This is a genomic window from Streptomyces sp. NBC_01428 (assembly GCF_036231965.1).
Taxonomy (GTDB): domain Bacteria; phylum Actinomycetota; class Actinomycetes; order Streptomycetales; family Streptomycetaceae; genus Streptomyces.
The window spans coordinates 5,046,654-5,063,163 of sequence record NZ_CP109499.1 but is presented as its reverse complement, the minus strand read 5'-3'; the positions used below and the strand labels follow the sequence as shown (position 1 = coordinate 5,063,163).

Genomic DNA, 16,510 nt, shown 5'->3' with positions numbered 1-16,510 from the left:
CACCCAAGTTGACGAAGAAGGCCCCGCAGCCTGCTGCGGGGCCTTCTTCGTTGTCGACAAATACCCCGGCAGACCGGGCATTTCGATATCTGTGCGTCAACCCACTACCTCGAAAACGTCGATTGCCCATCCCCCGAACCGGTGACTAAATGTCGCCAAATCATCACCCCGCGCTACCCTCACTCGCGTGAAGCACTCCACCTCTAACCAATCGACCCGGCGTGGCCGTGGCCCCGCCCGCCGGATCGGCCGCACCCTCGCCCTCGTTCTGCCTGTCGTCCTGGTGCTCTCCGGGACTCTCGCGGTCACCCGAGTCAACTGGTCGGGGAATCCCTCGAACTCGGTGCTCACCGCGTCCTCCGAAGACGTCTCCTCGCGAGCCGTCTCCCGCGCCCCGCAGGACGTCCTGCGCGACAAACTCCTCCTGGAGCTCCAGGAGAAGAACCCGGGCGTCGCCCTCACCCACCTCCAGCAGGCGGTGAACGGGCGTCCGTCGCTCGCGAAGCACTGCGTGTCCATCGCCCGCGCCCTGGGGCGCGCCGCGGTCCGTGCCTACGGACCCACGCGCGCCCAGTCGTTCGCGCGGCCCGTCTGCGACACGGCGTTCGCCTCGGGGGTGGCGAACACCCATTTCTGAGGTCCCCCGTCCCCGCTCCGGGGACGGCATCGCCCCTCGGAGGCCACCGAGCGCTCTCCGAGGGGCACAGCACCGCCGGACTCCCGCTCCACCGCCGTCCCCACCCGTCCCCATCGGGCCGCGGCCCCCGCCGCCCCCTCCGACCGGGCTCCCGAAAGCCCTCGGACACCGCCACGTACAGTTCGGTCATGACCGATCCGAACGCCGAGGCGCGCCCCGTTCAAGCCGTCGTCCTGGCCGGCGGCCAGGGCTCCCGGCTGCGGCCCTACACCGACGACCGGCCGAAGCCCATGGTCGAGATCCCCGGTACCGGGACACCGATCATCGGCCACCAGCTGACCTGGCTCGCCGAGGAGGGCGTCACCGACGTCGTCATCTCCTGCGGCCACCTCGCCGGGGTCCTGCAGACGTGGCTGGACTCGGCCGATCTCCCGGTCAAGGTGACGACGGTCGTCGAGTCGGAACCCCTCGGCCGTGGCGGCGGCCTCCGGTACGCGGCGGCCAGTCTCCCGCACCCGGACCGCCCCTGGTACGCGACGAACGGTGACATCTGGACCCGTTTCTCGCTGCGCGACATGGCCGACTTCCACGCCGAGCGCGACGCGGTCGCCACCCTCGCGCTGGCCCGCCCCCGCATCCCCTGGGGCGCCGTGCAGACGGACGGCTTCGGACACGTCACGGACTTCATCGAGGCGCCGCCCTCCACGTTCGAGATCAACGCGGGCGTGTACGTCTTCTCCCCCGAGTTCACCGGCCTGCTCCCCGAGCGCGGCGACCACGAGCGGACCACCTTCCCGCGGCTGGCCCGCGAGAACCGGCTGGCCGGCTTCCCGATCCCGCAGGGTGCCTACTGGCGGGCCATCGACACCGCCAAGGACCTCACCGAAGCGGCGAAGGAGCTTGCGGCCCTGGGCCGTTGAGATCCCGCGGCCCGAGCCGTCGAGCCGGACGGGCAACAACCGCAGGACCGCCTTAGGCCACCCGGCCCCGCCGCCGAGGACCGCCGAGGACCGCAGAGAGCCCCCGGGAACCGCGCCGTGCCACCCGGGAAGCGGCCCAGGAAGCCACTCGGGGCCCCGTAGCCGGTCCGACACGGTCCGTACGCGTCAGGGCCCCGCACGATCCCGTGCGGGGCCCTGACGTCGTTCTCCGCGATCCGCGCGGCCGGGTGGGTCAGCCCAGCAGGCCTCCGACCAGACCCGGCTGCCCGGTGGACGAGTTGCCGCCACCGCCGGGAGCGGTGCCACCGCCCGTGGAGCCCGTACCGCCGGTCGACGTGCCGCCGCTGCTGGTCGGGCCCGCGGTGGTGCTCGGGGCCTGGTCGGCGGGCGAGGACTGCTGCGGCGGCGCCTGGCCGCTGCTGCCCTGCGTCTGGCTCGGCTGCTGGCCGCCTGCGGCGGAACCGGTCTCCCGGGTCGCGCCGGGCGTCGTGGCCGCCTGCGAGGGCGTCGACGAACTGCGCTGCGTGGGCGCCTCGGAGGCCGAAGGGGTGGCCTTCTGGTGCCGCTTGCCGGGCGTCTCCGGGAGCGGGGAGCCGGGCAGTTCGTTCCGCGGGGCCTCGCCGGGACCGGGGACGACGACGCGGTCGGAGTCGCGGACGGCGCCGCCGAGCAGCGATCCCACGAGCAGGGTGAGACCGATGACGATGGCGGTGGCGAGCGCGCCGCGGCGCAGCACGCGCCCGCGCAGGTCCCAGATGTCGGCGCGCGGTCCGAGCGTGCGCCACGCCTCGCCGGCGAGCCGGCCGTCGACGGAGTAGACCGGGGCGCCCGCGATGATCAGCGGGGACCAGGCGGCGAGGTAGATGATGTCGGGCGCGTCGTACGCGGGGACCGTCTTCCAGCTGACCGTGACGATGAGCGCGGCCGACAGCATCGCGCCGACCACGGCGGCCACCCGCTGCCACAGTCCGAGGACCGTGAGGACGCCGACGATGACCTGGAAGAAGGCGATGACGAGGCCGGAGCCGACGGGGTGCTGGAGGGCGAACTGCCGCAGCGGCTCGGCGACTTCCCACGGGTGCAGCGTGTTCAGCCACTTCATCATGGAGCCGCGCTTGCCGCCGTCGAAGTAGACGGGGTCGCAGAGCTTGCCCATGCCGGCGTAGATGGAGATGAAGCCGAGGAAGACGCGCAGCGGGAGCAGCACGACGCCGAGGTTCATCCGGCGGCCGGGGTGGTAGGCGTGCCGGGCCGGGTCGGACTCGCCGCGTTTGACGGGAGGGGCGGTGCCCGGGCCGTCGAGGTCGTCGTCCTCGAAGTCGGTGTCCGTGAAGGCCGGTTCGTCGTAGGCGCTGCCGACGGTGCGCATCTGCGGAAGCAGGCGCTGCTCGTCGCCGACGGGGCTGCGCTGGCTGCCGACGAGGGGCGTCTCGACGGTGTCGACGGTCAGATCGCCCGCGTAGCCGGGCTGTTCGCCGATGCGCGGGATGACCTGCGTCGCGCCGGCGTCGGCGGTCGGCACGCTGCCGCCGCCGTGACCGACGCCCGCGCTCCGGACCGCCTGGAGCAGCCGGTGGGCGCCGGTGTCGTCGGGCGCGGACTTCCCGCTCCAGACGACGGGGGCGCGGCGGCGGCCACCGCCGGCCGGGCCGGCCCCGCCCGCTCTGCCCGGCGTACCGACGTCGGGGCTCAAGTGCCGCGCGACGCGCGCGGATTGCCCCCGCGACGCAGCTCCTAGCTGGACGCGGAAGCTCGCATGATTGACGATGACCTGCGCCGGATCGCTCGGCACCTTCACCATGCTCAGCGCGGGAACGTCGTCGAATCCAGACGAGCGGTCCCCCGTGGGTGTGCGGGGTGTTCTGGTGTCCACACTCATCTAACCGAGTGACGTGTGTTTAGGACACTGCTTTGACCGCGTCGATCTGTCCGGACCGCGTCAAGGTCGTCCCGAACATCCCGATTACCCCACGGGGGTGACCACTGGGACGTTTGTTCAGGCGCGTCGCCGGGAGGCCTCGTAGAGCACAACTCCCGCCGCGACACCCGCGTTCAGCGACTCGCCGCCACCGGGCATCGGGATCCGCACGCGGAAGTCGCAGGTCTCGCCCACCAGTCGGGACAGTCCCTTGCCCTCGCTGCCGACGACGATGACGACGGGACCGCCGAGGGCCTCCAGTTCACCGACCTCGACCTCGCCGTCCGCGGCGAGACCGACGACGACGAGCCCGGCCTTCTTGTACGACTCCAGGGCACGCGTCAGGTTGGCGGCGCGGGCGACGGGCGTACGGGCGGCGGCACCGGCCGACGTCTTCCAGGCACCGGCGGTCATGCCGGCCGCGCGCCGCTCGGGCACGACGACGCCGTGGCCACCGAAGGCGGAGGCGGAGCGGACGACGGCGCCCAGGTTGCGCGGGTCGGTCACCCCGTCGAGGGCGACGATCAGCGGGTCCTGGCCCTGGTCGTACGCGGCGGCGGCGAGGTCCTCGGGGTGCGCGTACTCGTACGGCGGGACCTGGAGGACGAGGCCCTGGTGGTTGAGCCCGTTGGTCATGCGGTCCAGCTCGGGACGCGGGGCCTCCATCAGGTGGATGCCGCCGCGCTCGGCGACGAGCTGGAGGGCCTCACGGACCCGCTCGTCGTTGTCGATGAACTGCTGCACGTACAGCGTCATCGCGGGGACGCCCTCGCGCAGCGCCTCGACGACGGAGTTGCGCCCGACGACCATCTCGGACGTGCCCTTGCCGCCACGGCCCTTGGGGTGGGCGGGTCGGCGGACGATCTGCTTCGCCTTGGCGTTGGCAACGCGGTTCTTCTTGTGTCCCTTGCGCGCTTCGGCGGGCGGGGTCGGACCCTTGCCTTCGAGGCCCCGGCGTCGCTGGCCGCCACTGCCGACCTGCGCGCCCTTCTTGCCGGACATGCGGCGGTTGTTAGCGGCCATGACCTACCTGTCTGTGTGAGGCGTGCGTACGTACGTATATGAAGTGTGCCGCCCGGAGGCCCGGGCGGCACAATCGATCAAGGTCGAGGGTGATCGGCGGGGGCCGGCGGAGCGGGTGCTCAGCGTGGTCCGAGCGTCCACCGGGGCCCCTGCGGGCTGTCCTCGATGACCAGGCCGGACTGGTTCAGCTGGTCGCGGATGGCGTCCGCGGTGGCCCAGTCCTTGCGGGTGCGGGCGGCCTCGCGCTGGTCGAGGACCATCCGGACGAGGGTGTCGACGGCGCCGTGCAGGTCGTCGCCGCGGTCGCCCTCGCCGGCCCAGTGCGGGTCGAGCGGGTCGAGGCCGAGGACGCCGAGCATGGCGCGCACCTCGGCGAGGCGGGCGACGGCGGCCTCCTTGTCGTCGGCGGCCAGCGCGGAGTTCCCCTGGCGGACCGTCGTGTGCACGACGGCGAGTGCCTGCGGGACGCCGAGGTCGTCGTCCATGGCCTCGGCGAAGGCCGGCGGCACCTCGGCGGACGGCTCGACGACGCCCCCCGCCTTCTCGACGACCCGCTGCACGAAGCCCTCGATGCGCGCGAACGCCGACTCGGCCTCGCGCAGGGCCTCTTCGCTGTACTCGATCATCGAGCGGTAGTGCGGGGTGCCGAGGTAGTAGCGCAGCACGATGGGGCGCCACGCCTTGACCATCTCGGAGACGAGGACCGAGTTCCCGAGGGACTTCGACATCTTCTCGCCGCTCATGGTGACCCAGGCGTTGTGCACCCAGTACTTCGCGAACTCGTCGCCGAAGCCCTTGGCCTGCGCGATCTCGTTCTCGTGGTGGGGGAAGATCAGGTCGATCCCGCCGCCGTGGATGTCGAAGGCGCTGCCGAGGTACTTGTGGGCCATGGCCGAGCACTCCAGGTGCCAGCCCGGACGGCCCCGTCCCCAGGGCGTGTCCCAGCTCGGCTCGCCCGGCTTGACGGCCTTCCACATGGCGAAGTCACGCGGGTCGCGCTTGCCGGTCTCGCCCTCGCCCGACGGCTGGAGCAGGTTGTCGAGCTCCTGGTTGGAGAGCTGGAGGTAGCCCGGGAAGGACCGGACGTCGAAGTAGACGTTCCCGTCGGAGGCGTACGCGTGACCGCGCTCGATGAGCCCGCGCATCATCTCGATCATCTCGGGGATGTGCCCGGTCGCCCGCGGTTCGTAGGTGGGCGGCAGGCAGCCGAGCGCGGCGTAGCCGTCGTTGAACGCGCGCTCGTTCTCGTAGCCGATGGACCACCAGGGGCGGCCCTGGTCCGCCGACTTGGTGATGATCTTGTCGTCGATGTCCGTGACGTTCCGGATGAACGTGACGTCGTAGCCGCGGTACTCGAACCAGCGGCGCATGATGTCGAAGTTCAGGCCCGAGCGGATGTGCCCGATGTGCGGTGCGGCCTGCACGGTGGCACCGCAGAGGTAGATCGAGACGCAACCCGGCACGAGCGGGGTGAAGTCACGGATCTGCCGGGCGCTGGTGTCGTACAGGCGAATGGTCACCACTCCAGGGTAGTGGGCCCCGGGTAGTGCCCCGCGACCCTTCCCCCGCAAGGGCAACGGATTCGTCACATACGACGGGCCGCCCGTCCCGTCGGGCTCCGGAGAGGGTGCCTTCGGGGCGGGTGGGGGTGGATCGCGGGGCCGTCAGGAGAGGGAGAAGAGCGGACGGATCGTCCCGAACGGGTGGAAACCTACCGGAAAGGGTGAACCGTCCCCCTCGGAGGAGGGTGATCGGTTCAGGGCGTCCGGACGGTTGAGTGCGTCCGTCCGGACGTTCAGTGCGTCCGGACGACCAGAGCGGTGGCGACCGCCATCAGTCCCTCGTCCCGGCCGGGGAAGCCGAGCCCGTCCGTCGTGGCGCCGGACACCGACACCGGGGCGCCCACCGCGTCCGAGAGGATCTTCTGGGCCTCGTCCCGGCGCTTGCCGATCTTCGGGCGGGGTCCGACGACCTGGACCGCGACGTTGCCGACGGTGAAGCCGGCCTCGCGGACGATCCGGGCCGCCTCCGTCAGCAGGACGACGCCCGACGCCCCCGACCACTCGGGCCGCCCGGTGCCGAAGTGGGCACCGAGGTCACCGAGGCCGGCGGCGGAGAACAGGGCGTTGCAGGCGGCGTGCGCGACGACGTCCGCGTCCGAGTGCCCGGCGAGCCCGGGTCCCTCGCCCTCCCACTTCAGACCGGCGCACCACAGGTCCCGGCCCTCCTCGAAGGCGTGGATGTCGGTACCGATCCCGACGAGCGGGAGCACGGGTGCCGGAGCCTGCGGTGCGGCCTGGCCGGTCGTCTCAGAACCCATCGTTCAGCCTCCGTCGCGCCAGGACCGCCTCCGCGAGGACCAGGTCCAGCGGGCGGGTCACCTTGAACGCCTCCTCGTGGCCGGGTACGACCACGACCTGCAGGCCCAGCCGCTCGACCATGCTCGCGTCGTCCGTCACGTCGTCGCCGACGGTCTCGTGGGCGCGTACGAGCGTGGCGCGGTCGAAGCCCTGGGGCGTCTGGACGGCCCGCAGCCGCGCCCGGACGGGTGTGGCCACGACCGGCTCGGGCTCCCCGGCGACGGCGGCCGGCTCGACCTCCTTGACGGTGTCGGCGAGCGGCAGCGCCGGCACGACGGCGGGGGCGCCGTCCCGTACGGCCTCGATGACGGCGTCCACGGTGTCGACGGGCACGAGCGGGCGGGCCGCGTCGTGCACGAGGACGATGTCGATGCCGGGCGGCAACGCGTCGAGCCCGTACTTCACGGACTCCTGGCGGCTCTCACCGCCGGGGACGACGAGGAAGTCGGTGCGGTCCGGCAGCGCGTGCACGTCCAGCAGCGACTTCACCTCGGCCGCGCCGTCCGGCGGGGCCACGACGACGACCAGGGAGACCGCGCGGGACGCGGCCATCGCGCGGGCCGCGTGGATGAGCATGGGCGTTCCGTTGAGCGCGCGCAGTGCCTTCGGGGCGCCCGGGCCGAGGCGTACGCCTCGGCCGGCGGCCGGAATCACGGCTGCGGTACGGGGCCCCGACGGCGCGGGAAGCGAAACGTCAGACATCGGTTCCTGTCAGGTTTGTGTGCTCGACCGGTATGGGTATGGCCTGGTGAGTACCCCCTGCTCGGTGAGCGGGGGGAGTGCCGGGCGTGACGCCCTGACCGGGGACCCTTCCGTGACATCCGGTCGAGTCGGCCGCCGGGCACATCGAGTATCGGACATGCCGGTACGGCGGGGGACAGTCGATGCCGGGTGAACATCCGGTGGATCCGGGTGAACCGCGTCAAGCGCGCAGGTCAAGCATGCGGGGCGCGTGCGGGTACGAACATGCCGCAGCGCCCGGCGACAGCAATTGCGTCATCGGGCACCGCGGCATTCATTGCGCAGCTGCGCGGGCTGGTACGTACGTCAGGACGGCCTGTGTCCTGGCGACTGAGCCGGCGTCAGGACGCGAGGACCTCGTCCAGCAGGGCCTCGGCCTTGTCCTCGTTGGTGTTCTCCGCGAGAGCGAGCTCGCTCACCAGAATCTGGCGCGCCTTGGCGAGCATGCGCTTCTCACCGGCGGAGAGTCCGCGCTCGCGCTCACGACGCCACAGGTCACGCACGACTTCCGCGACCTTGATGACATCGCCGGAGGCGAGCTTCTCCAGATTTGCCTTGTAACGACGGGACCAGTTCGTGGGCTCCTCGGCGTACGGCGCGCGCAGCACCTCGAAGACCCGGTCCAGCCCGTCCTGACCGACCACATCACGCACGCCGACGAACTCCGCATTGTCCGCTGGCACACGTACCGTCAGATCGCCCTGGGCGACCTTCAGCACCAAGTAGGTCTTGTCCACGCCTTTGATCTGGCGAGTTTCGATAGCCTCGATCAGCGCGGCCCCGTGATGGGGATAGACCACGGTGTCGCCAACCTTGAACGTCATGTGACAGGTACCCCTTCCGTGGCTATCCAGGATAACACGGAAACGGCGTCTTCTGAATGGCGTTTTCGCAGGTCAGGGCACATCTCGGGGCTTGACAACCGCAACAGGAACGTGCTGCGGGAGGCGAGCGGAAGAGGGTATTCGCAGGTGGGAGCGGCTGTCCAGGCGGAGTGAAACGCGTACGTTACACACACCCGGAAGCCCTGACCAGGGTCCGAACATCCCGATTTGTCCGCCGCCAGGAGCGCGACTTCCGCTACTCCGTTCGATGAGCGCGGCCGGGCGCGGAACGATTCCGGAATTGATCAAGACGATCGGTGATCACGTGCGTGATGACGTGATGATCGGCTCGCGATGACCTGGTGTTCCGGCACCGTGATCGATTTTCCGGGCGGCCGGGCATTCATTCCCCGAAATGCGCAAGGCCGGCCTCGCGGAACTTATGTGAATGGCGGACGAGGGCGCGATCAAAGTAGCCGACGACCCGCCCGGGCGGGTCGGGAAGAACGGGGCGCACACACGGCGCACCGGAGCCCCGCGGGCGCGTGTCGGCCGCGGCGGCCGGGCCCCGGCACCCTTCCGTCGAGCAAAGTCCGGCTCTTGGGGAGGGTCGGGTGCGGTCGCGTGGGAACGGATCGGTAACCTAAGGCCGCTGACAGACCCTTAGGGCGGCTTTACACAGGAGTCGCCCTGCTTCGCCCACGTTCAAGGAGTTGCCGCCGCCGTGAGCAGCAGCCTTCGACGCGGCGCCTCCGCCGCCGCCGTCATCGCGTTCTCGATCGCCTCGCTCGCCGCGTGCGGTGCGGGCAGCGATGCCCAGACGTTGGAGGTCAAGCCGGACAACGCGGCCACCTCCGTGGGCAACATCAAGATCCAGAACGCGCTCGTCATCACCCAGCCCGACGTCAAGGCGACCGGGCCGGCGGTGATCTCCGCGACGCTGTTCAACAGCGGCACCACCGCGCAGACCCTCGACTCGATCGGTCTGAACGGCGAGGGAGCCATCAAGATCACGCCCGCCGGGGGCAAGGGCGGCCCGCTGACCGTCCCGGCCGGCGGCTCCGTCGTCATCGGCGGCAAGGACAACGCCTCGGCGGCGCTGGCCAGCCCCAGCCAGGCGCTCATGGACGGCAGTGCCCGCAAGGTCACCTTCAGCTTCAGCGAGACCGGTGACGTGAGCCTGCGCGCCTTCGTCGTCCCGGCCCAGAGCTACTTCACCAAGTGGGGTCCGAGCGACATGCCGTCCGCGCCCGGCGCGTCGGCGGACACCTCCGTCTCGCCGTCCGGTTCGGCCACGGGCTCCCCGTCCGCGTCCACGTCGGGCAAGCCGTCGGGCGGCGCGTCGTCGTCCGCCACGGGTACGGCCACGGCCACCTCCTCGGCGTCCGGCGGACAGTGACCCGGCACCGGGCGTCCGGGAGTGCCTCGGGCACTCCGGGCCGCCCGCGGGCACGCAGCTGACACGCACGAAGGGCGGGACCCCTCCCGGGGGTCCCGCCCTTCGTCGTGCTCAGGGGAGCGTGGGGCCGGTCTACGGCTCGAACTTGTAGCCGAGACCGCGCACCGTCACCAGGTACCGGGGCGCGCCCGGGTCCGGCTCGATCTTCGCGCGCAGGCGCTTGACGTGGACGTCGAGGGTCTTGGTGTCACCGACGTAGTCGGCGCCCCAGACCCGGTCGATGAGCTGCATACGGGTCAGCACCCGGCCCGCGTTGCGCAGCAGCATCTCCAGGAGGTCGAACTCCTTCAGCGGCAGGTCGACCTTGGAGCCGGAGACGGTGACCACGTGACGGTCGACGTCCATGCGGACGGGGCCGGCCTCCAGGGCGGCCGGGGTGACCTCCTCGGGCTCCCCGCGGCGGCGCAGGACGGCCCGGATACGGGCGACCAGCTCCCGGGAGGAGAAGGGCTTGGTGACGTAGTCGTCGGCTCCTATTTCGAGGCCCACGACCTTGTCGATCTCGCTGTCCTTGGCGGTCACCATGATCACCGGGACGTTGGAGCGGCCGCGCAGCTGGCGGCACACCTCGGTGCCGGGCAGCCCCGGCAGCATCAGGTCGAGGAGGACGAGGTCGGCGCCGTTGCGCTCGAACTCGTCGAGTCCGTCGGGCCCGGTGGTCGCGATGGCGACCTCGAAGCCCTCCTTGCGGAGCATGTACGACAGGGCGTCGGAGAAGGACTCCTCGTCCTCGACGACGAGCACACGGGTCACGGAAGGACCTCCGGGGCAGGAAGCGGTTCGTACGGGGATGTGACGGTGGTCGTCCCGTCGGGCTGCTCGGTCTCGTCCTCTTCGTCGAGGCCGGGCATGTGGTGATCGGTCACGCGGTCGCGGGCCGCACCCGCCTCCGGCAGCCGCAGGGTGAACGTGGAGCCCTGACCCTCGGAGCTCCACACCGTGACCTCCCCGCCGTGCGAGGCGGCCACGTGCTTGACGATGGCCAGCCCGAGCCCCGTACCACCGGTGGCACGGGAGCGGGCCGGGTCGACTCGGTAGAAGCGCTCGAAGACGCGCTCCTTGTCCTTCTCCGAGATGCCGATGCCCTGGTCGGTCACGGCGATCTCGATGTGTTCCCCGCCGGGCGCCGTCACCCGGCGGACGGCTATGCCGACGCGGGTGCGGGCGGGCGAGTAGTTGACGGCGTTCTCGACGAGGTTGCCGAGGGCGGCGGCCAGCTGGCCCCGGTTCCCCCACAGGCTGAGGTCGGCGGTTCCGCCGGCCGCCATGGTGATCTGCTTGGTGCCGGCCTGGTGGCGGCAGCGGTCGATCGCCTCGGCGACGAGTTCGTCGACCCGGACGGGTTCGGCGTCCTCCAGGGGATCGTCGTTCTGCACCCGCGACAGGTCGATGAGCTCCTGGACGAGGTTGGTGAGGCGTGTGGCCTCTATCTGCATGCGTCCGGCGAAGCGCTCGACGGCCTCCGGGTCGTCCGAGGCGTCCATGACGGCCTCGGAGAGCAGGGAGAGGGCGCCGACCGGGGTCTTCAGCTCGTGGCTCACGTTCGCGACGAAGTCACGCCGTACCGCTTCGATGCGGCGGGCCTCCGTCAGGTCCTCCACGAGGAGCAGCACCAGGCGTGACCCGAGGGGGGCCACCCGCGCGGAGACGGCGAGGGCCTCTCCCCTTCCCGTCCCCCTTCGGGGCAGGTCCAGCTCCACCTGGCGTATCTCCCCGTCACGCCGGGTGTCACGCGCCATCTGGAGCATCGGTTCGACGGCGAGTTTGCCGCCCCGCACCAGTCCGAGGGCGTACGCCGCCGAACTGGCCTTGACCACGGCGTCCGCTTCGTCGAGTACCACTGCCGATGACCTGAGCACGGAGAGCACGGTGTCGACACCCGGCGGAAGCACCGGGTCCGTGTGCAGAGAAGTGCGGGTCGGGCGTTTCTGGTCGCGCTCGCTCCAGCGGAACGCCAGCATGGCGATGACACCGGTAAGTACTCCGGCGATCGCTGCCGCTGCGGCGACCGCCGCGTTCACGTCCATGCACCCAGGTTAGGCATGCCGTCGCTCCTGGCCACAGCCATCCGAGTGCGACCTCGAACACTCGTCGCCCAGAGTTCACCCAGGAGCCAGTGTTGGTTCATTTGGGGTGCCGGAAACGGACGCGTACGAGCCGGATCGTGGGAGCGTGGGGTTCACGGGTCCCGTCCGCCGTCCTCCAGGTGGCCGGAACAGGCCGGTCCCGGACCCCGGACCCCCCGGAAGCTGACGTAAGAGAGGGACAACCACATGCGTGACGCGTATCACGAGGAACTTGACTCGATCGGCGACGGCCTGGTCGAGATGGCCCGGCTCGTCGGGTCGGCGATCGGGCGCGCCACGACTGCCATCCTCGACTCCGACCTGAAGCTGGCCGAGACCGTCATCGCGGCCGACCAGAAGGTCGACGATCTCCAGCACGAGCTGGAGGCCCGCGCGATAGCCCTGCTGGCCCGCCAGCAGCCGGTCGCCACCGACCTGCGCATCGTCGTCACCTCGCTGCGGATGTCGGCCGACCTGGAGCGGTCCGGCGACCTGGCCCAGCACGTGGCCAAGCTGGCGCGGCTGCGGTTCCCGGACAAGGCGATCCCGCACGACCTGCACGCCACGATCCTGGAGATGGGCCAGCTCGCCCAGCGCCTGATGGCGAAGGCCGCCGAGGTCATCATCACCAAGGACGTCGACCTGGCGATGCAGCTGGAGCAGGACGACGACGAGATGGACCTCCTGCACCGCACGCTGTTCCAGCACCTGCTGGACGACAAGTGGAAGCACGGCATCGAGACGGCTGTCGACGTCACGCTGCTCGGCCGCTACTACGAGCGCTTCGCCGACCACGCGGTCTCCGTCGCCAAGCGGGTCGTCTACCTGGTCACCGGCGAGCACGCGGACGAGCTGCAGCCGGACATCCAGCCCGACATCCAGCCGGCCGCTGGAGTGGAGGGGGTCTGAGCCTCCGGGCGGGGCGTGGGATTCGCGCCCGGGGCGCACGAGAAGCCCCAGTGCGCTGTTGATGCGCCGGGCCGAGTGGGCATGAGATGGGCGAACAGGAGCTGTGCGGCGCGGTCCGCCTCGCACGCCTCCGTGCCTGAAGGAGGGTCCCATGGCCGAATCCCCCAGCACGCCCGATCCCACGCAGGACCGCGACACGCAGCAGCCCGCAGAGGTCAGGAGTCTTCCGCTGGTCGGCGCCTGCGGCTGCGGTTCCGGCTGCGGCTGCGGCTGTCAGTCGGGCAATCCGTGCCAGTGCGGCTGATCGTGTCCGTACGAAGCGAAGGGCCCCGTCGTCGTGACGGGGCCCTTCGCGTTCGTCCGGCGAGCGCGGCGGAGGCAGCGTCGGCTTCCTCACACGTCGGCTCCCTGACGCGTCGGCTCCCCGCTGGAAGGCGACTCCCTACTTGAGGGCGACGCCGTCCCCGTAGGCGGTCCCCCCGCTCGTGGTGCCGGTGGCGGCGAAGCTCCAGCGCCAGGTGCCGGCGGACTGCGCGGTGACCGTGGCCTTCAGCTTCCCGCTGCTGTCGCTCTTGACGGTCTTGACCGTGCTGTAGGAGGACGACCCGGACTTCTTGAACTGGAGCGCGACGGACTGGCCGGTGTACCCGGCGTACACGTTGGTGTCCCAGTTGGCCCGGGTCAGCTTCCCGGTGACCGTGAGGGTGTGGCCCTTGGCGACGGGCTCGGGTGAGGCCTGGGTGTTCGCCAGCTCGGCGAAGCGCTTGACCTTGATCGGGGCGCTGGTCTCCAGGTCGTAGAAGTCTCCGTCCTTGGCCGCTGCCTCCGCGGTGAAGTGCCAGGTCCCCGCCGAACTGTTCTTGAGGTCGTAGTAGTCGGTGCGGTTCGCGTCGAGGGCGTACTTGTAGCTGCACTTCAGGCTCGTCGACGAGGGCCGGGTGCAGGAGACGGAGTCGGGGTGGACGATCCGGCTGTCGGGGCTGACCAGCTTCGCGCCGTAGATGTCCTTGATCCCGGACCCGTCCTTGGCGGTGGCCGTGACGGTCACCGCCTGTGTCTTGCTCACGCCGACGTTGACGGTCGTCCTGCTGAAGGACAGAGAGCTGAAGACGGTGTCGCCCTTCTTGGTGTCGGCGTGCGCCGCGGGCGTCACGAACGACAGCAGGGCGAGGGTGCCGGCGGTGGCGGCCGCGGCGGTACGTATGCGCATGGTTCTCCAGGAACTCGGCCGGATCGTGGTCCGGGTAGGGGAGAGACACCTGGGGAGCCCGGTTGGTTGTACGGGAAAGGGCGGCGACCTGCGTGTACGCCGGTGCGGCGGCTCCTGAGGGCGCTCGCCTGAGGCCGCTCGGCTCAGACGACGGGCTCCCCGACGCCGATGAGGTTGCCCTCGCTGTCGTGGAACCAGGCTCCGCGTTCGCCGCGGGCCCCCTTGCTCGGGTAGTTTCCCTCGACCTCGGCGATCCCGCCCCGCGTCCGCAACGCCGGCAGGTCGACCTCCTCGAACACCACCCCGCGCCGCCGCAGCTCCGCGACGACCGCCTCGATGTCGTCGACGCCCAACGCCATCTGCGTGAAGGTCCCCGGCGAGGCCCCGGTCGACGCGAACAACACGAACTCGCCGTCCCCGCACCGGTACAGCAGCCCGCCGGGCCGCTCGTCCACGGGGTCGAGCCCGAGCACCTCGGAGTAGAAGCGCCGGGCCCGCTCCAGATCCTGAGCGGGCAACCGCGTCGCCACGCCCCGCGCGCGGGCCCCCAGATCGTCCCCGCCGCCGGTCCCGCTCCTGTCGTCCCCGCTGTGCGCGCTGTCTGCGTCCATGGCTCCACTGTGCCGCGCACCGCGCCGGCTCGCCCGGAGGCGGTACGGGCACGGGCAGGGGTAGGGGCACGGGCAGAGGTAGGGGTACGGCTTCCCGGTCAGGTCGCCGGCTCCGTCGACACCTCGGCCCAGACGGTCTTGCCCACGGGCTGTCGAGGAGTCCAGCCCCAGCGCACGGCCAGGACGTCCACCAGGAGCAGACCCCGCCCGGACTCCCCGTCGGGACAGGTCAGGGGCGGGGCAGCGGGCGGCCGTTTCGCGGCGGCCGCGTCGCAGACCTCGATCCGGACGAGTCCGGCCTCCTCGTCGAGACCGAGCCGGATGCGGCAGCCGTGCCCCGGGACATGGCCGTGCCGTACGGCGTTCGCGGTGAGTTCCCCGACGACGAGGGCGACCGCGCAGGAGGCGTCCGACTCCGGCGGATACCCCCAGTCCTCCATCCACCGCACGGCGCGACGCCGGGCGAACCGGGCGCCTCGCGGCGAGGAGGCGAACGGTGTGGTCGGTGCGGTCGGTGCCCCGGTATCCGCCGTCTCCGCTTCCGTCGGAGGTTCGTCGTCCGAGGTGGTCGTTCCTGTCAGCACGGTGTGTCCGTCCTTGCCGTCGTCCCCGAGTCGTCACGTTCCGTACTCAAGAATCGACGGGCACCCCTACGCTCGGTAGGTGACGGAGCCTTACCTTTCGGTTCGTAAGGAACGGAAGTGACGCCTTGGCCAACGGAATCGACCCCAGTACGTCGATGGCGGCGCTCTTCGGCTCACGGGTGCGCCGCCTGCGTACGGAAGCGGGGCTGACCCAGGCGGAACTGGGCCGCAGGACCCACGTGGTGAGCACCCGGATCACCCAGATCGAGCGGGCCTCCGGCGCGAAGCCCACGCTGCAGCTGACGCGGGCCCTCGACGAGGCGCTCGGCGCGGACCAGTTGCTCGTCGAGCTGTGGCCCTACGTGTATCGGGAGGCGTTTCCGGACTGGTCCAGGAAGTTCATCGAGCTGTCCGGGCGAGCGGTCTCCATCAGCCAGTACGCGGCCCACGTGGTCCCGGGCCTGTTGCAGACCGAGGCATACGCACGGGCGGTCCTGAGTCTCGACGTACTCCTCAGCGGTGAGGCGCAGTTGGAGGAGCGTGTGGCCGCCCGGCTCGGCAGGCAGGAACGTCTGCGGTCGCCGGACCGGCCCAGCCTCTGGGTCGTTCTCGACGAGGCCGTGCTCCGGCGCCCGATCGGCGGACCGCAGGTGATGCGTGAACAGTTGACCCAACTTCTCGACGCCGCCGGCACGTCCCACTTCGGTGTGCAGGTCCTGCCGTTCGACCAGGGCGGGCACGAAGCGATGGGCGGATCGCTCACCATCCTGACGCTTCCGGACGGGACATCGGCGGCCTACACGGAGGGAGCGGACTACGGCCAACTCACCGAAGAAACGGCCCATGTCAGCCGCTACGCGGTGATTTACGATCGGCTGCGGGCGGCGGCTCTGCCTCCGCTCATGTCGCTCGACATGATCCGGTCCGCGATGGAGGGCACCTACCGTGGCGCGAATATCCCGTCCCGAACGGAACGACGCAGGCTGGCGCAGGAGCAGCTACAGCAATCAGGCGGGCGGCGACTGCGTGGAGGTGCAGGACGGAGTCCCCGGCATCGTCCCCGTGCGTGACAGCAAGGCGCCGCACAGACCCGCGCTCGCCTTCGATACCGGCGTATGGGCGCTGTTCATAGGCGAGTTGAAGGCCGGTGACCACCACCTCTGAGCGAACCGGGCCCCGGTCGCCCTCCGCCTTTCGGCTCCGCCGGATCCTTGTCCGCGAGGGACC

18 protein-coding genes are annotated in these 16,510 nt (G+C 70.9%); 7 read left to right on the top strand and 11 right to left on the bottom strand.

Annotated elements, in window-relative coordinates; all coding sequences use genetic code 11:
- The first annotated feature begins 187 nt into the window (after nucleotides 1-187).
- Together OG406_RS22040 and OG406_RS22035 are read left to right on the top strand one after the other, a co-directional pair.
- The gene (locus OG406_RS22040; protein ID WP_081218011.1) at nucleotides 188-637 is read left to right on the top strand and encodes a hypothetical protein; all 450 of its coding nucleotides are present in this window, start codon (nucleotides 188-190) and stop codon (nucleotides 635-637) included.
- A gap of 188 nt (nucleotides 638-825) precedes the next feature.
- Nucleotides 826-1,557: a nucleotidyltransferase family protein gene (locus tag OG406_RS22035; RefSeq protein ID WP_164374237.1), complete on the top strand. Its 732-nt coding sequence runs from the start codon at nucleotides 826-828 to the stop codon at nucleotides 1,555-1,557.
- A 253-nt stretch (nucleotides 1,558-1,810) separates the two neighbouring features.
- Here the strand turns inward: OG406_RS22035 and OG406_RS22030 are convergent, their stop codons facing one another.
- The 6 genes from OG406_RS22030 to OG406_RS22005 form a co-directional block, all read right to left on the bottom strand.
- A complete protein-coding gene (locus tag OG406_RS22030; protein ID WP_267051194.1) occupies nucleotides 1,811-3,457 on the bottom strand; it encodes a DoxX family protein in 1,647 nt (548 codons plus the stop codon).
- A gap of 117 nt (nucleotides 3,458-3,574) precedes the next feature.
- Complete coding sequence (gene rlmB, locus OG406_RS22025; protein WP_164374235.1) at nucleotides 3,575-4,519, bottom strand: 23S rRNA (guanosine(2251)-2'-O)-methyltransferase RlmB; 945 nt, start codon at nucleotides 4,517-4,519, stop codon at nucleotides 3,575-3,577.
- 119 nt (nucleotides 4,520-4,638) lie between these two features.
- The gene (gene cysS, locus OG406_RS22020) at nucleotides 4,639-6,039 is read right to left on the bottom strand and encodes a cysteine--tRNA ligase (protein WP_164374234.1); all 1,401 of its coding nucleotides are present in this window, start codon (nucleotides 6,037-6,039) and stop codon (nucleotides 4,639-4,641) included.
- A gap of 275 nt (nucleotides 6,040-6,314) precedes the next feature.
- A complete protein-coding gene (ispF, locus tag OG406_RS22015) occupies nucleotides 6,315-6,839 on the bottom strand; it encodes a 2-C-methyl-D-erythritol 2,4-cyclodiphosphate synthase (RefSeq protein ID WP_266614753.1) in 525 nt (174 codons plus the stop codon).
- Nucleotides 6,829-7,581 (bottom strand): 2-C-methyl-D-erythritol 4-phosphate cytidylyltransferase, encoded by a 753-nt coding sequence (ispD, locus tag OG406_RS22010; protein ID WP_266847848.1) that lies wholly within the window; start codon nucleotides 7,579-7,581, stop codon nucleotides 6,829-6,831. The genes ispF and ispD overlap by 11 nt, the downstream gene beginning before the upstream one ends.
- A gap of 380 nt (nucleotides 7,582-7,961) precedes the next feature.
- A complete protein-coding gene (locus OG406_RS22005) occupies nucleotides 7,962-8,444 on the bottom strand; it encodes a CarD family transcriptional regulator (RefSeq protein ID WP_003953493.1) in 483 nt (160 codons plus the stop codon).
- A 724-nt stretch (nucleotides 8,445-9,168) separates the two neighbouring features.
- On the opposite strand from OG406_RS22005, the gene OG406_RS22000 reads away from it, so the two are divergent.
- Nucleotides 9,169-9,843 carry a DUF461 domain-containing protein gene (locus tag OG406_RS22000; protein WP_267051196.1) on the top strand — a complete coding sequence of 225 codons (675 nt, stop codon included), beginning with the start codon at nucleotides 9,169-9,171 and terminating at the stop codon, nucleotides 9,841-9,843.
- Nucleotides 9,844-9,975: 132 nt separating this feature from the next.
- Here OG406_RS22000 and OG406_RS21995 read toward each other — a convergent pair whose 3' ends face one another.
- Both OG406_RS21995 and OG406_RS21990 read right to left on the bottom strand, forming a co-directional pair.
- Nucleotides 9,976-10,656: a response regulator transcription factor gene (locus OG406_RS21995; protein ID WP_009340348.1), complete on the bottom strand. Its 681-nt coding sequence runs from the start codon at nucleotides 10,654-10,656 to the stop codon at nucleotides 9,976-9,978.
- Nucleotides 10,653-11,930 carry a sensor histidine kinase gene (locus OG406_RS21990; protein ID WP_081218027.1) on the bottom strand — a complete coding sequence of 426 codons (1,278 nt, stop codon included), beginning with the start codon at nucleotides 11,928-11,930 and terminating at the stop codon, nucleotides 10,653-10,655. The genes OG406_RS21995 and OG406_RS21990 overlap by 4 nt, the downstream gene beginning before the upstream one ends.
- Nucleotides 11,931-12,176: 246 nt before the next feature.
- Between OG406_RS21990 and phoU the strand changes: the two genes are divergently transcribed.
- Nucleotides 12,177-12,878 (top strand): phosphate signaling complex protein PhoU, encoded by a 702-nt coding sequence (gene phoU, locus OG406_RS21985; RefSeq protein ID WP_081218029.1) that lies wholly within the window; start codon nucleotides 12,177-12,179, stop codon nucleotides 12,876-12,878.
- A gap of 151 nt (nucleotides 12,879-13,029) precedes the next feature.
- On the top strand, nucleotides 13,030-13,182 hold the full coding sequence (locus tag OG406_RS21980; protein ID WP_203661146.1) for a hypothetical protein: 153 nt from the start codon (nucleotides 13,030-13,032) through the stop codon (nucleotides 13,180-13,182).
- A 138-nt stretch (nucleotides 13,183-13,320) separates the two neighbouring features.
- On the opposite strand, the gene OG406_RS21975 is transcribed toward OG406_RS21980, so the two are convergent.
- The 3 genes from OG406_RS21975 to OG406_RS21965 all read right to left on the bottom strand — a co-directional run bounded on the left by OG406_RS21975 (nucleotide 13,321) and on the right by OG406_RS21965 (nucleotide 15,283).
- Complete coding sequence (locus tag OG406_RS21975; RefSeq protein WP_329187334.1) at nucleotides 13,321-14,088, bottom strand: calcium-binding protein; 768 nt, start codon at nucleotides 14,086-14,088, stop codon at nucleotides 13,321-13,323.
- A gap of 143 nt (nucleotides 14,089-14,231) precedes the next feature.
- The gene (locus tag OG406_RS21970) at nucleotides 14,232-14,699 is read right to left on the bottom strand and encodes a VOC family protein (protein ID WP_382752217.1); all 468 of its coding nucleotides are present in this window, start codon (nucleotides 14,697-14,699) and stop codon (nucleotides 14,232-14,234) included.
- Between the two features lie 98 nt (nucleotides 14,700-14,797).
- On the bottom strand, nucleotides 14,798-15,283 hold the full coding sequence (locus tag OG406_RS21965) for an ATP-binding protein (protein ID WP_329187332.1): 486 nt from the start codon (nucleotides 15,281-15,283) through the stop codon (nucleotides 14,798-14,800).
- Between the two features lie 155 nt (nucleotides 15,284-15,438).
- Here OG406_RS21965 and OG406_RS21960 point away from each other — a divergent pair, with 155 nt between their 5' ends.
- Together OG406_RS21960 and OG406_RS21955 are read left to right on the top strand one after the other, a co-directional pair.
- On the top strand, nucleotides 15,439-16,353 hold the full coding sequence (locus tag OG406_RS21960; protein ID WP_329190917.1) for a helix-turn-helix domain-containing protein: 915 nt from the start codon (nucleotides 15,439-15,441) through the stop codon (nucleotides 16,351-16,353).
- Entirely contained in the window at nucleotides 16,310-16,447 is a 138-nt protein-coding gene (locus OG406_RS21955) for a DUF397 domain-containing protein (RefSeq protein ID WP_329187330.1), read from the top strand. Before OG406_RS21960 ends, OG406_RS21955 begins: the two co-directional genes overlap by 44 nt.
- Nucleotides 16,448-16,510 lie beyond the last annotated feature (63 nt).

What these genes read in the sequence shown, in the direction of transcription:
- OG406_RS22035 (WP_164374237.1), top strand. Translation starts at nt 826, where the DNA reads ATGACCGATCCGAACGCCGAGGCGCGCCCCGTTCAAGCCGTCGTCCTG.
- OG406_RS22030 (WP_267051194.1), bottom strand. Translation starts at nt 3,457, where the DNA reads ATGAGTGTGGACACCAGAACACCCCGCACACCCACGGGGGACCGCTCG.
- rlmB (WP_164374235.1), bottom strand. Translation starts at nt 4,519, where the DNA reads ATGGCCGCTAACAACCGCCGCATGTCCGGCAAGAAGGGCGCGCAGGTC.
- ispF (WP_266614753.1), bottom strand. Translation starts at nt 6,839, where the DNA reads ATGGGTTCTGAGACGACCGGCCAGGCCGCACCGCAGGCTCCGGCACCC.
- ispD (WP_266847848.1), bottom strand. Translation starts at nt 7,581, where the DNA reads ATGTCTGACGTTTCGCTTCCCGCGCCGTCGGGGCCCCGTACCGCAGCC.
- OG406_RS22005 (WP_003953493.1), bottom strand. Translation starts at nt 8,444, where the DNA reads ATGACGTTCAAGGTTGGCGACACCGTGGTCTATCCCCATCACGGGGCC.
- OG406_RS21990 (WP_081218027.1), bottom strand. Translation starts at nt 11,930, where the DNA reads ATGGACGTGAACGCGGCGGTCGCCGCAGCGGCAGCGATCGCCGGAGTA.
- phoU (WP_081218029.1), top strand. Translation starts at nt 12,177, where the DNA reads ATGCGTGACGCGTATCACGAGGAACTTGACTCGATCGGCGACGGCCTG.
- OG406_RS21980 (WP_203661146.1), top strand. Translation starts at nt 13,030, where the DNA reads ATGGCCGAATCCCCCAGCACGCCCGATCCCACGCAGGACCGCGACACG.
- OG406_RS21975 (WP_329187334.1), bottom strand. Translation starts at nt 14,088, where the DNA reads ATGCGCATACGTACCGCCGCGGCCGCCACCGCCGGCACCCTCGCCCTG.
- OG406_RS21970 (WP_382752217.1), bottom strand. Translation starts at nt 14,699, where the DNA reads ATGGACGCAGACAGCGCGCACAGCGGGGACGACAGGAGCGGGACCGGC.
- OG406_RS21960 (WP_329190917.1), top strand. Translation starts at nt 15,439, where the DNA reads ATGGCGGCGCTCTTCGGCTCACGGGTGCGCCGCCTGCGTACGGAAGCG.